Origin of the sequence: Kitasatospora sp. NPDC090308 (genome assembly GCF_044769485.1) — a bacterium.
GTDB lineage: Bacteria > Actinomycetota > Actinomycetes > Streptomycetales > Streptomycetaceae > Kitasatospora > Kitasatospora fiedleri.
On the sequence record NZ_JBIVXY010000034.1, the window covers coordinates 1 to 15,300 of the forward strand.

The 15,300-nt window shown below is 74.9% G+C and carries 2 protein-coding genes; both read left to right on the forward strand.

What is annotated here, in order from left to right; translation table 11 throughout:
• The coding region (locus ACIQVD_RS34000) for an SDR family NAD(P)-dependent oxidoreductase (protein ID WP_402292709.1) at nucleotides 1-7,635 on the forward strand (7,635 nt) is incomplete at its 5' end.
• 2 nt (nucleotides 7,636-7,637) lie between these two features.
• Nucleotides 7,638-15,300: SDR family NAD(P)-dependent oxidoreductase (locus ACIQVD_RS34005; protein ID WP_402292710.1), on the forward strand; the 7,663-nt coding region annotated here is incomplete at its 3' end.

The window sequence follows — 15,300 nt, forward strand, 5'->3', positions numbered from 1 at the left end:
GCGACAATTCCCTTCCACTCCACCGTCACCGGCGAGCCGATCGACACCGCCACCCTCGACGCCGCCTACTGGTACCGCAACCTCCGCGAACCCGTACGCTTCGACCTCGCCGTCGAAGCCCTCACGCAGGACCGGCACGCCGTGTTCGTGGAGGTCAGCCCGCACCCCGTCCTGGTGCCGGTGCTGGACGTCGCCGCGACCGGCACGCTGCGCCGCGGCAGCGGCAGGCAGGAGTTCCACCTCGCCCTGGCGCGCCTGCACACGCACGGCGTGGCCGTCGACTGGACGCCGGTCTTCCCCGGCGAGCCCCACCACGTCCCGCTGCCGACGTACGCCTTCCAGCACCGGCCGTACTGGCTGAACCCCGCCGCCGGGAAGGCCGACGTGTCGGCGGCCGGACTGGACCCGGCCGGGCACCCGCTGCTCGGGGCCGCCGTCGAACTGGCCGGGGAGCAGAGCGTCCTGTTCACGGGGCGGCTCTCGACGGCCACCCGGCCGTGGCTGGCCGACCACGTCGTCCTCGGCTCCGTGCTGCTGCCCGGCACCGTGTTCGTCGAACTCGCCCTGCACGCCGGACGGCAGGCCGGCTGCGACGTCCTGGACGAGCTGGTGCTGGCAGCCCCCATGGTCCTGCCGGAGGACGGTTCCGTGCCGATCCAGGTCGTCGTCGGCGCACCGGACGGGACGGGCCGACGCCCCGTCACCGTGCACTCCCGGACGGGCGACAGCTGGCTGCGGCACGCCACCGGCGTGCTGGCGACCGCCGACCGCCCCCACCCGTACGACACCGGCGAGCCCTGGCAGCCGGCCGGTGAGCCCGTCGACCTGACCGACTTCTACGACGACCTCGCCGCCCGGGGCTACGAGTACGGGCCGGTGTTCGCGGGCGTGCGCGAGATCCGGCGGCAGGGCGACGAGCTCTACGCCGAGGTGGTGCTGCCCGCGGGCACCCGCGACCGCTTCGATCTCCACCCCGCGCTGCTCGACGCCGCGCTCCAGCCGCTGACCCTGCTGGCGGCCGGCCGCCTGCCGTTCTCCTTCGCCGGGGTGTCGATGCGGAAAGCCGGCTCCACGGCCCGGGTCCGCCTCACACCCACCGGCCCCGACACCTTCCGGGTCGCGCTCGCCGACGAATCCGGGCCGCTGGCGGTGATCGACGCGCTGACCGTGCGCCACCGGGCGCCGGGCCTGCCGGTCGCCGGGACCGACCAGCTCTTCCGCCTCGACTGGGTGCCCGTCGAGAGCACCGGCGAAGCCCCGGCCGTCCACCACGTCACGCCCCCGGCGGGAGACCCCGTGGCGGCCGCGCACACCGTCGCCGCCGAGACGCTGGGCGTGCTCCAGGACTTCCTGCGCGACGGGGACGGCCGCCTGGCCGTCGTGACCCGGGGGGCGGCCGGGCCGGACCCCGTCGACCTGCCGGCCAGCGTCGTCTGGGGCCTGGTCCGCGCGGCCCAGGCCGAACACCCCGACCGGTTCGTGCTCGTCGACACCGACGACCGCGTCCTCGTCGCGGGGGACGAACCGCAGCTCGTCGTCCGCGACGGCGCCGTCCGCGCCGCCCGCCTGGTCCGGGCCGAGGCGGCCCCGGCACCCGGCCCGCTCGACCCGAACGGCACCGTGCTGATCACCGGCGGCACCGGCACCCTGGGCCGTCTCGTCGCCCGGCACCTGCGCGAGCGGCACGGCATCCGGCACCTGCTCCTGCTCGGCAGGAGCGCGGCGGAGGTGGACTTCGACGCCGAGGTGGTGGCCTGCGACGTGGCCGACCGGGACGCGCTGGCGGCGGTGCTGGACGCGATCCCGGCCGCGCACCCGCTGACGGCGGTCGTGCACGCGGCCGGGGTGCTCGACGACGGCGTCGTCGAATCCCTCACGCCCGCCCGGATCGATCGGGTGCTGCGGCCCAAGGCCGACGCCGCCTGGCACCTGCACGAGCTGACGAAGGACCTCGGCCTGAGCGCGTTCGTGCTCTTCTCGTCCGCCGCCGGCGTGCTGGGCGGCCCGGGCCAGGCGAACTACTCCGCCGCGAACGCCTTCCTGGACGCCCTCGCCGTGCACCGGCGCGCCCTGGGCCTGCCCGGAGTGTCGCTGGCCTGGGGGCAGTGGGCCGAGGACAGCGGGCTGACCGGGAACCTCACCGACACCGACCGCAAGCGCCTCGCTCGCGCCGGTGTGCTGCCGATGCCCACGGACCGGGCGCTGGCCCTGTTCGACCTGGCGCTGGGGGCCGCCGAACCCGCGCTGGTCCCCGCACACCTCGACCTGTCGGCGGCCTCCACCCGCCCCCTGCTCAGCCGCCTCACCCGGACCCGGCCCGCCCGGCGCACGGACCGGCCGGGCCTGGGCCGGGAACTCGCGGCCCTGCCGGAGACCGAGCAGCACAGCCGCGTCCTGGCCCTGGTCACCGGCCAGACGGCCGCCGTCCTCGGCCACACCGACACCTCGGCCGTCAGCGCCGACCTGGCCTTCAAGGACCTGGGCTTCGACTCGCTCACCGCGGTGGAACTGCGCAACCGGCTGTCCACGGCGGTCGGGGTGCGGCTGCCCGCGACGATGGTCTTCGACCACCCGACCCCCGACGCACTGGCCGGTCACCTGCGTGCGGTGGTTCTCGGCAAGGAGCGCCGGACGGCCGTGCCCGTCCCGGTCGGGGTCGCGGTGGCGGGTGATCCGGTGGTGGTGGTCGGGTTGGGGGCGCGGTATCCGGGTGGGGTGGGCTCCGCGCAGGAGTTGTGGGATCTGGTCGCGGGCGGGACGGACGCGGTGGGTGGGTTCCCGTCGGACCGTGGGTGGGACGTGGGCCGTCTCTACGATCCCGCCGGTGGTCCAGGGAGGTCGTACACGCGGTCGGGCGGTTTCCTCTCGGATGCGGGTGGCTTCGATGCGGGGTTCTTCGGTATTTCGCCGCGTGAGGCGTTGGCGATGGACCCGCAGCAGCGGGTGCTGTTGGAGACGGTGTGGGAGACGTTCGAGGACGCAGGGATCGATCCGACGTCCTTGCGGGGCAGCCGGACAGGTGTGTTCACCGGCATCTGGTCCTCGGGCTACGGCGCCGGGGCACAGCCGCCCGACCTGGAGGGCTACCTCTCGACCGGCACGGCGACGAGTGTGACCTCCGGGCGGGTGTCCTACCTGCTGGGGCTGGAGGGCCCGGCGGTGTCGGTGGACACGGCGTGCTCGTCCTCGCTGGTGGCGATCCACCTGGCGGCGCAGGCGCTGCGGGCGGGGGAGTGCTCGCTGGCGCTGGCCGGTGGGGTGACGGTGATGGCGACGCCGTCGGGGTTCGTCGAGTTCTCGCGGCAGCGGGGGCTCGCCGCCGACGGTCGGGTGAAGGCGTTCGCCGAGGCGGCCGACGGGACGGCGTGGGGTGAGGGCGCAGGTGTCGTGCTGTTGGAACGGTTGTCGGACGCCCGTCGCAACGGGCACCGGGTGTTGGCGGTGGTGCGGGGTTCGGCGGTGAACCAGGACGGTGCGTCGAACGGGTTGACGGCGCCGAACGGTCCGTCGCAGGAGCGGGTGATCCGGCAGGCTCTCGCCAATGCCGGGTTGCAGCCGTCCGAGGTGGACGCGGTGGAGGCGCACGGCACCGGCACCACGCTCGGTGACCCGATCGAGGCCCAGGCGTTGCTGGCCGCCTACGGCCAGGACCGTTCCGAGCCGCTGTGGTTGGGGTCGGTGAAGTCCAACATCGGCCACACGCAAGCCGCTGCGGGTGTGGCGGGTGTGATCAAGATGGTGATGGCGATGCGGCACGGTCAGCTGCCACGGACCCTGCACGTCGACACACCGACTTCGCACGTCGACTGGTCGGCGGGCCGGGTCGCCCTGCTGACCGAGGCCCGGCCGTGGCCCGACAGCGGCCGCCCGCGTCGCGCGGGCGTCTCGGCGTTCGGCATCAGCGGCACCAATGCGCACGTGGTGATCGAGGCACCGGCCGAGGCCACCGCCACGACCACCCCCGGGGTCGCCGTACCGGTGCCGTGGCTGCTGTCCGCCAAGTCGGACGCGGCGCTGCGCGAACAGGCCCGCAGGCTGCGCGCGTTCCTCGCCGAGCACCCCGAGATCACACCGGCCGAGGTGGCCGCCGACCTGGCCGCGCGGGCCCGGTTCCCGCACCGTGCCGTGCTGACGGGCCCGGCCGGCCTGGACGCGCTGATCGACGGAGAGCCCGGAACCGTCACGGGCACTGCCGCCTCACCGGGTCGGTCGGCGTTCGTGTTCTCCGGTCAGGGTGGTCAGTGGGCGGGGATGGGTCGGGGTCTGTACGAGGTGTTCCCGGTGTTCGCGCGGGTGTTGGACGAGGTGTGCGGGGTGTTGGGGTTGCCGGTGGAGGTGTTGTTCGAGGACGGGGAGGGGGTGTTGGGGGAGACGCGGTTCACGCAGGCCGGGGTGTTCGCGTTGGAGGTGGCGTTGTTCCGGTTGGTGGAGTGGTTGGGGGTTCGGCCGGACTTCGTGGTGGGGCATTCGGTGGGTGAGGTGGCGGCGGCCCATGTGGCGGGGGTGTTGGGACTGGAGGACGCGGCGCGGTTGGTGGGGGCGCGGGGCCGGTTGATGCAGGCGTTGCCCGGTGGTGGGGCGATGGTGTCGGTGCAGGCGTCGGTTCAGGAGGTGGTGGGGTCGCTGGTGGCGGGTGTGGAGGTGGCGGCGGTCAACGCGTCGGACGCGGTGGTGGTGTCGGGCGATGAGGCGGCGGTGCTGGCGGTCGCCGGGGTGTGGCGGGGGCGTGGGCGTCGGGTGCGGCGGTTGGAGGTCAGTCACGCGTTCCATTCGGCGCGGATGGACCCGGTGCTGGGTGAACTCGCTCAGGTCGCCGGGGGGTTGTCGTTCGGTGAGCCGGTGATCCCGGTGGTCTCCACGGTGGCGGGGTGTCCGGTGGAGCTGGGGGAGCCGGGGTACTGGGTGCGTCAGGTGCGGGAGCCGGTGCGGTTCGCGGACGCGAGGGAGTGGCTGACGGGCCAGGGCGTCACCGGTTTTGTGGAGGTGGGTCCGCACCCGTCGTTGGTGGCGAACGGGTTGATGCGGCGTCAGGGGGATTCCGTGGAGCGGCTGTTCGCCGGTCTGGGGCGGTTGTGGGCGGACGGCGCGGTGCACTGGACCCCGCCGGTGGGGAAGTCGGGTGCGCGGCTGCCCTCGTACGCCTTCCAGCACCAGCACTACTGGCTGCACCCCGGCACCCCCGCACCGACCGGTGACGGCCGGATCGACCACCCGCTGCTGCGGGACGCCCTGGAACTCCCGGACGACAACGGCGTGGTGCTGACGGGCCGGCTCGCCACCGCCGCGCAGCCGTGGCTCACCGAGCACGTCATCGCGGGCTCGCCCCTGCTGCCCGGCGCGGCGTTCGTCGACCTCGCGCTCCGGGCCGGCGAACACGTCGACTGCCCGGCGGTCGAGGACCTGACGCTGGAGACGCCGCTGGTGGTCGCGGACGGCGTGCAGGTGTCCGTGACCGTCGGCCCCGACCGGGCGGGCCGGCGCAGCGTCTCGGTCCACTCGCGCACGGACGGTGAGTGGGTGCGGCACGCCACCGGAACCCTGGGCGCGGCGCCCGTCGCACCCCGGGACTCCTGGGCCCGGCAGTGGCCGCCGCCCGCCGAAGCCGTCGACCTCGCCGCCTTCTACGACGACCTGGCCGACGCCGGATTCGCCTACGGCCCGGCCTTCCGGGGTCTGCGCGCGGCCTGGCGCGACGGCGACACCCTCTACGCGGAGGTGGCCGCACCCGCCGGCGACACCCGGTTCGCCCTGCACCCCGCCCTGCTCGACGCCGCGATCCAGACCGTGACCGTCGCCGACGACCGGGCGAAGCTGCCGTTCGCCTTCGCCGGGATCTCCTGCCGGAGCGGCGCCGAGCAGGCCAGGGTCCGGCTGACCGTGACCGGCGAGGACACCTGCGCGATCGCCCTCGCCGACCGGTCGGGCGCACCGGTCGCCGAGATCGCCTCGCTGACCCTGCGCCGGCCGGCCGCGGCCACCACGCAGGACGTGCCGTACCAGGTGGCGTGGCCGCTCCTGGAGGCGGCGACCGGCGAGCCGGACATCCCGGTCCACCACGCCACTTCGCCGGTCGAGGCCCTGCGGGTGGTCCAGGACTTCCTCGCCACGGACACCCCGCGGATGGTGGTCGCCACGCGCAACGCCGTGCCGGTGCGGCCGGGCGAGGACGTCGACCCGCAGGCCGCCGCCGTCTGGGGCCTGGTCCGGTCGGCCGCCACCGAGCACCCCGGCCGGTTCGTGCTGGTCGACGCCGCCGACGGCGACGAGGTCCGACTGGCCGGCGACGAGCCCCAGCTCGCGATCCGCGGCGGCGCCGTCCACGTCCCCCGCCTCGAACGGGCGCGGACCGAGCCGCTGCCCTCGCTGCTCGGCCCCGAGGGCACGGTGCTGGTCACCGGCGGCACCGGCACCCTGGGCGCCACGATCGCCCGCCACCTGGCCGCGGAGCACGGCGTGCGGCACCTGCTGCTGGTCAGCCGCAGCGGCCCGGACGCCCCCGGCGCGGCCGCGCTGACCGCCGAGCTGGCGGCGCTGGGCGCGACCGCCGACGTCGTGGCGTGCGACGTGGCCGACCGCGCGGCGGTGGCGCGACTGCTCGCCGGCCACCCGGTCACCTCGGTGGTCCACGCCGCGGGCACGCTGGCCGACACCGTCGTGGAGTCCCTCACCCCGGAGCAGTTCGCACGGGTGTGGGAGCCGAAGGCCCTCGCGGCGCAGCACCTGCACGAACTGACCGCCGACCTGGAGGCGTTCGTGCTGTTCTCCTCGGCGTCCGGCGTGCTGGGCGGCGCGGGCCAGGCGAACTACGCGGCGGCGAACGCCTACCTCGACGGCCTCGCCGCGCACCGGCACGCCCAGGGGCAGCCGGCCGTGTCGCTCGCCTGGGGCTACTGGGCGGAGGCCAGCGGCATGACCGGCGGCCTGACCGCCACCGACCGGCACCGCCTGGCCAGGGCCGGGGTACGGCCGCTGCCGACGGCGGACGCGCTGGCCCTGTTCGACGCCGCGCTGACCGCGGGCACCCCGACCCTCGCCCCCGTCAGGTTCGACCTGCCGGCGCTGCGCAGGGCCGGCGACCCGCCCGCGCTGCTGCGGGAGCTGGTACGGCCCCGGCTCAGGCCGGCCGCCGAGCGGGTGTGGACGCAGGCCGACGTGCTGCACCTCGTCGTGGGCCAGGTCGCCCTCGTCCTGGGGCACGCGTCGCCGCAGGCGGTCGACCCCGACCAGGCGTTCGCCGACATCGGGTTCGACTCGCTCACCGCCGTGGAACTGCGCAACCAGCTCGACGCGGACACCGGCCTGCGCCTGCCCGCCACGCTCGTCTTCGACCACCCGACACCGGCCCGCCTCGCCGCCTTCGTGCACACGCGACTGCACGGCACCGGCGGCCCCGACCCCCTGCTCACCGAACTCGACCGGCTCAGGTCCAGTCTGGACGCGGCGGACGCCGACGCCGACCACGACGCCGTCGCGGCCCGCCTCGAAGCACTGCTCGCGGCCTGGACCGCCAGACGCACCGGCGCCGCGGCCGGTGTCGACGAGGCCAGCGACGACGAACTGTTCAGCCTTCTGGACGATGCGCACCGCAGGACCGAGGTCATCCGCTCGGGCGAGTCCCGCCACGCTGAGGAGTAGCGATGTCTGACGAAGAGAAGCTCCGCACCTACCTCAAGCGCGCCACGGCCGACCTGGGAGTGCTCGGCAGGCGCCTCGCCGACCTGGAGGAGGCCGCGCGCGAGCCGATCGCGATCATCGGCATGGGCTGCCGCTACCCGGGCGGAGTGGAGTCCCCGGACGGCCTGTGGCGACTGGTCTCGGACGGTGTCGACGCGATCAGCGAGTTCCCGCCGGACCGCGGCTGGGACGTCGTGCACGACCCCGACCCGGACCGGCCGGGCACGACCTACACCCGGTCGGGCGGCTTCCTCGCCGACGGCGCCGGGTTCGACGCCGGGTTCTTCGGCATCTCGCCGCGCGAGGCGCTGGCGATGGACCCGCAGCAGCGGGTGCTGCTGGAGACCGCCTGGGAGACCTTCGAGGACGCCGGGATCGACCCGACCGCACTCGGCGGCAGCCGCACGGCCGTCTTCACCGGCCTGTGGTCGTCCGGCTACGGCAACCAGCCGCCGCCGGACCTCGAAGGCTTCCTCGCCACCGGCATCGCCACCAGCGCCACGTCCGGGCGGGTGTCGTACCTGCTGGGGCTGGAGGGCGCGGCGGTGTCGGTGGACACGGCGTGCTCGTCGTCGCTGGTGGCGATCCACCTGGCGGCGCAGGCGTTGCGGGCGGGGGAGTGCTCGCTGGCGCTGGCCGGCGGGGTGACGGTGATGGCGACGCCCGCGGGGTTCGTCGAGTTCTCCCGCCAGCGGGGGCTCGCCGTCGACGGTCGGGTGAAGGCGTTCGCCGAGGCGGCCGACGGGACGTCCTGGGGCGAGGGCGCCGGCCTGCTGCTGCTGGAACGCCTGTCCGATGCGCGGCGCAACGGGCACCGGGTGCTGGCGGTGGTGCGGGGTTCGGCGGTAAACCAGGACGGTGCGTCGAACGGGCTCGCGGCGCCGAACGGTCCGTCGCAGGAACGCGTCATCCGGCAGGCGTTGGCCAGCGCCGGACTGTCCCCGTCCGAGGTGGACGCGGCGGAGGCCCACGGCACCGGGACCACCCTCGGCGACCCGATCGAGGCGCAGGCGTTGTTGGCGACGTACGGTCAGGACCGTTCCGAGCCGCTGTGGTTGGGGTCGGTGAAGTCCAACATCGGCCACACCCAGGCGGCGGCGGGCGTCGCCGGTGTGATCAAGATGGTGATGGCGATGCGGCACGGGCAGCTGCCGCGAACCCTGCACGTGGACGCACCGACTTCGCACGTCGACTGGTCGGCGGGCCGGGTCGCCCTCCTGACCGAGGCCCGGCCGTGGCCGGAGACCGGGCGTCCCCGCCGTGCCGGTGTGTCGGCGTTCGGCATCAGCGGTACGAACGCGCACGTGGTGATCGAGGCGGTGGCCGAGGAGCCGGTCGGGGTTTCGGCGGGGTCTGCGGGCGGGGTGGTGCCGTGGGTGCTGTCGGCGAAGTCGGAGCCGGCGCTGCGGGAGCAGGCGCGCCGACTGGGCGCTTTCCTGGCCGAGCAGCCGGGAGTCGGCGCGGTGGCGGTGGGGCGGGCGTTGGCTGGGCGGTCGCGTTTCGAGCACCGTGCGGTGGTGCGCGGTGCGGAGGCGTTGGACGCCTTGGCCGAGGGCCGCACAGCGCCGGGTCTGGTGACCGGGGCCGTCCGTCCGCTGGGCCGGTCGGTATTCGTGTTCCCGGGGCAGGGCGCGCAGTGGGTGGGGATGGGTGCGGAGTTGTACGCCTTGGAGCCGGTGTTCCGTGCGGCGATCGATGCGTGTGCGGCTGCTCTGGAGCCGTTCACGGGCTGGTCGTTGGTGGAGGTGCTGGCCGGTGGTGGTTCGTTGGAGCGGGTGGAGGTGGTGCAGCCTGCGTTGTTCGCGGTGATGGTGGGATTGGCCGAACTGTGGCGCGCGCACGGGGTGGAGCCGGACGCCGTGGTCGGGCATTCGCAGGGGGAGATCGCGGCGGCGTACGTGGCCGGTGCGCTGTCCCTGGAGGACGCGGCCAAGGTGGTGGCGCTGCGCAGCAGGGCGCTCGCGGTGTTGGCGGACCAGGGCGGGATGGTCTCGGTCGGTCTCGGGCACGAGCAGGCCGTCGCGTTCACGGCCCGCTGGGACGGTCGGCTGACGGTGGCGGTGGTCAACGCCCCTGGTTCGGTCGTCGTGTCGGGTGACCTGGACGCGCTGGACGAACTGCTGACGGCCTGTGAGGCCGACGGCATCCGCGCCCGCCGCCTGCCCGTCAACTACGCGGCGCACTCCGCGCAGGTCGAGGCGGTCCGCGAGCAACTCCTCACCGACCTGGCCGACATCACACCCCACCCGGCGACAATTCCCTTCCACTCCACCGTCACCGGCCAGCCGATCGACACCGCCACCCTCGACGCCGCCTACTGGTACCGCAACCTCCGCGAACCCGTACGCTTCGACCTCGCCACCCGGCTGCTGCTCGACCACGGCCACACCGTCTTCGTCGAGGTCAGCCCGCACCCGGTGCTGGTCGCCGCCGTGGAGGAGACCGGCCACCGGCACGGCTCCGACCTCCTGGTCACCGGCACGCTCCGACGCGACCAGGACGACTTCCTCGCCTCGCTCGGCCGCCTGCACGTCCACGGTGTCCCGGTCGACTGGCGGTTCCCGGACACCACCGAGCCCGTCAGCCTGCCGACGTACGCCTTCCAGCGCGAGCCGTACTGGCTGCGGCCCGTCCCGGCGGCGTCGGGCGACCACCCCCTGCTCGGCACGTTCGTGGAGCTGCGCGACGGCGCGGTGCTCAGCGGGCGGATCTCGCTCACCACCCATCCGTGGCTGGCCGACCACGCCGTGCGGGGCGCCGTCCTCCTGCCCGGCACCGCGTTCGCGGAGCTGGCCGCCCACGCGGCCGGTCGGCTCGGCCGGGCGGTCGAGGAACTGGTGCTCGAAACGCCGCTCGTCCTCGACGACGCCCCGGTGCACCTCCAGGTCGTCGTGGGGCCCGAGGACGACGGCCGCCACCCGCTCACGGTGTACTCGCGCGACGGCGACGAGTGGGTGCGGCACGCCACCGGGACCCTGGGCGAGGAGCCGGTGCTGAACGCCTGGGACTGGCCGTCGGCCGGTGAGCCGCTCGACGTCGACGGGCTCTACGACTCGCTGGCGGCACTCGGCTACGAGTACGGGCCGGCGTTCCAGGGCGTCACGGCGGCCCGGCGGGTCGGCGACACCGTCTACGCCGAGGTGGAGCTCCCCGCCGAGGAACCGTTCGCCCTGCACCCCGCGCTGCTCGACGCCGCCCTGCACCCCATGGCGTTCCTCACCGACCGCACCGGTCTGCCGTTCGCGTTCACCGGAGTGGCGGTCCGGCCCGCCGGCCGCGGGCCGCTGCGGGTGCGCCTGTCCGCCACCGGGCCGGACACGTACACCGTGGCCGTGGCCGAGCCGGACGGCACCCCGGTCGCCGTCATCACGTCGCTGACCGTCCGCGACGCCGCCGCCGTGCCGGACAGCCTGTACGCACTCGACTGGGTACCCGTCGAACCGGCCCCGACCGGCGCTGACCTCGCGGACCTGGTCGTCCACGAGGTGCCCGGGGCGGCGCCCGGGGCGGACCCCGTCGAGGCGGCGTACGAGAGCGCGCGGAGCGTGCTCGCCGTGATCCGGGACCACTTGGCGGGCGGGCGGACGCGGCTGGCGGTCGTCACCCGCAACGCCGTCGCCGCCGCGCCCGGTGACGTGGTCGGCCTCCACCACTCGATGGTCCGGGGCCTGGTCCGCAGCGCCGCCGCCGAGCACCCCGACCGGTTCGTGCTGGTCGACGCCGACCCGAGCTGGGACCCCGCGCTGATCGCCGGCACGGACGAGCCGGAACTGGCGGTACGTCAGGGGGCGCTGCGCGTCCCCCGCCTGGTCCGCGTCGGCACGGCCCTGACCCCGCCGCCCGGGGCGTGGCGGCTGGAGGACACGGGCACCGGCAGCATCGACGACCTGGCGCTGGTGCCCCGCCCGGAGCTCATGGAACCGCTGCGGCCCGGGCAGGTCCGGATCGCCGTGCGGGCGGCCGGACTCAACTTCCGGGACGTGCTGATCGCCCTCGGCGTCTACCCCGGCGCGGCCCTGATGGGCGGCGAGGGCGCGGGCGTCGTCCTCGAAACCGGCCCGGACAGCCCGTTCCGGCCCGGCGACCGCGTCATGGGCCTGGTCCCCGGCGCCTTCGGCCCGGTCGCCGTGGCCGACCAGCGGCTGCTGGTGCGGATGCCCCACGACTGGACGTTCGCCAGGGCCGCGTCGGTGCCCGTGGTGTTCCTGACCGCGTGGTACGGCCTGGGCGATCTGGGCCGGACGGCGGCCGGTGACCGGGTGCTGATCCATGCCGGTACGGGCGGTGTCGGCATGGCGGCGATCCAACTGGCCCGGCGGCTCGGGGCCGAGGTGTTCGCCACGGCGAGCCCGGGCAAGTGGCACGTGCTGCGTGGCCTCGGGCTGGACGAGGAGCACATCGCCTCGTCGCGGACCCTGGAGTTCGAGCGGAAGTTCCCCCCGATGGACGTGGTGCTGAACTCGCTGTCCGGTGAGTTCCTGGACGCCTCCCTGCGCCTGCTCGCGCCCGGCGGGCGGTTCGTGGAGATGGGCAAGACCGACATCCGCGACGCGGCCGACCACCCCGACATCGTCTACCGGGCGTTCGACATCGCCGACGCGGGGCCGGACCGGCTCGGCGAGCTCCTGGACGCCGCCCTGCGGGCCTTCGCGGACGGCGGGTTCGCACCGCTGCCGCTGGACGTACGCCACGTCCGGGACGCGGTCGACGTGTTCCGGTTCATGAGCCGGGCCGGTCACGTCGGGAAGATCGTCCTGACTGTTCCGGTGGGTTTCGACGCGGCCGGTACGGTGCTGGTCACCGGCGGTACGGGGACGCTGGGCGGCCTGGTGGCCCGGCACCTGGTGACCGAGTGGGGTGTGCGGCACCTGGTGCTGGTGAGCCGCCGTGGTGGCGGGGCGGCGCTGTGCGCGGAACTGGCGGGGCTGGGCGCGCAGGTGACGGTGGCCGCGTGCGATGCGGCGGACCGGGACGCGCTGGCGGCGGTGCTGGACGCGATCCCGGCCGCGCACCCGCTGACGGCGGTCGTGCACGCGGCGGGCGTGCTCGACGACGGCGTCGTCGAGTCCCTGACCCCCGACCGTCTCGCCGCGGTCTGGGAGCCCAAGGCCCGGGCCGCCTGGCACCTCCACGAGCTCACCCGGGAAAGGGACCTGACGGCGTTCGTCCTCTTCTCCTCCGCGGCCGGCACGCTCGGCAGCCCCGGACAGGCCAACTACGCCGCGGCCAACACCTTCCTCGACGCCCTCGCCGCCCACCGGCGCGCCCAGGGCCTGCCGGCGACCTCGCTCGCCTGGGGCTACTGGGCCGAGCCGAGCGGCATGACCGGGCGGCTGACCGGTGCCGACCAGGACCGGCTGCTGCGGGCCGGGGTCGTGCCGCTGGCCACCGACCACGCCCTGTCGCTGTTCGACGCGGCCCTGGCCGCGGACCGGGCCGCGCTGGTGCCGGTCCGCCTCGACCTGTCCGTGGTGGCGAGCGCCCCCGCGGCCCCGGCGGCCCTCAAGGGCCTCGTCTCCCGCAAGGCGGCCCGGCGCCCGGCGCGGCACGGCGCGATCGCCGACCGCCTGCGGTCACTGCCGGAGGCCGAACGGCTGCGCGCCGCGCTCGACCTGGTCACCGCCCACACCGCCGCCGTGCTCGGTCACCGCGAACCGGGGGCCGTACGGGACGGGCAGCCGTTCAAGGACCTCGGCTTCGACTCCCTGACCTCCGTCGAACTGCGCAACCGGCTCAACAGCGCCACCGGCCTGCGCCTGCCCGCCACCGTCACCTTCGACCACCCCACCCCGCGGCAACTCGCCGAGCACCTGCTGAGCCGGGTCCTCGGTGCGCCCAAGGGCGTTGATCCGGTGGCGTCGGTGGACGCCGGGGTCGATCCGGTGGTGATCGTGGGGATGGGGTGCCGGCTGCCGGGCGGGGTGGGGTCGCCGGAGGAGTTGTGGGGTGTGGTGTCGGGTGGGGTGGATGCGATCGGCGGGTTCCCGTCGGATCGCGGGTGGGACGTCGAGGGGTTGTTCCATCCGGACGCGGATCATCCGGGGACGTCGTACACGCGGTCGGGCGGGTTCCTCGCGGATGCGGCGGGCTTCGACGCGGAGTTCTTCGGGATCTCGCCGCGTGAGGCGTTGGCGATGGACCCGCAGCAGCGGGTGCTGCTGGAGACCGCGTGGGAGACGTTCGAGGACGCGGGCATCGATCCGACGTCGCTGCGGGGCAGCCGGACGGGCGTGTTCACCGGCATCTGGTCCTCCGGCTACGGCGACCGGGCACCCGCCGACGCCGAGGGCTACCTCGGTACGGGCGCCGCGACCAGTGTGACCTCCGGCCGGATCGCCTACCTGCTGGGGCTGGAGGGCGCGGCGGTCTCGCTGGACACCGCCTGCTCGTCCTCGCTGGTGGCGCTCCACCTGGCGGCGCAGGCGCTCCGCTCGGGGGAGTGCTCGCTGGCCCTGGCCGGTGGGGTGACCGTGATGGCGACCCCGCTGGGGTTCACCGAGTTCTCGCGGCAGCGCGGCCTGGCTGCCGACGGCCGGGTGAAGGCGTTCGCCGAGGCGGCGGACGGCACGGCGTGGGGCGAGGGTTCGGGGCTGGTGCTGCTGGAGCGGTTGTCCGACGCCCGCCGCAACGGTCACCGGGTGCTGGCGGTGGTGCGGGGTTCGGCGGTCAACCAGGACGGCACCTCCAACGGCCTCGGCGCGCCGAACGGCCCGTCGCAGGAGCGGGTGATCCTCCAGGCGCTGGCGAACGCCGGACTGTCCCCGGCGGACGTGGACGCGGTGGAGGCGCACGGTACGGGGACGACGCTGGGCGACCCGATCGAGGCGCAGGCGCTGCTGGCGACGTACGGTCAGGGGCGCACCGAGCCGTTGTGGTTGGGGTCGGTGAAGTCCAACATCGGCCACACCCAGGCGGCGGCGGGTGCGGCCGGTGTGATCAAGATGGTGATGGCGATGCGGCACGCCGAACTGCCGCGAACCCTGCACGTCGACGCGCCGACCTCCCACGTCGACTGGGAGTCCGGGAACATCCGGCTGCTCACCGAGGCCCGGCCGTGGCCGGAGACCGGGCGTCCCCGCCGTGCCGGTGTGTCGGCGTTCGGCATCAGCGGTACGAACGCGCACGTGGTGATCGAGGCGGTGGCCGAGGAGCCGGTCGGGGTTTCGGCGGGGTCTGCGGGCGGGGTGGTGCCGTGGGTGCTGTCGGCGAAGTCGGAGCCGGCGTTGCGGGAACAGGCGCGCCGGTTGGGCGCGTTCGTCGCCGCGCACCCCGAGGTGGGTCCGGCGGCGGTCGGGGGCGCGCTGGCTGCCCGGACGGTGTTCGAGCACCGGGCGGTGGTGGTGGGCGGTGCCGGGGCGTTGGAGGCGCTGGCGGAGGGTCGGTCGGTGCCGGGTCTGGTGACCGGCGTGGCTGGTGTGGTGGGTCGGTCGGTGTTCGTGTTCCCGGGGCAGGGTGCGCAGTGGGTGGGGATGGGTGGGGAGTTGTACGCCTCGGAGCCGGTGTTCCGCGCGGCGATCGATGCGTGCGCCATTGCTCTGGAGCCGTTCACGGGCTGGTCGTTGGTGGAGGTGCTGACCGGTGGTGGGTCGTTGGAGCGGGTGGAGGTGGTGCAGCCCGCGCTGTTCG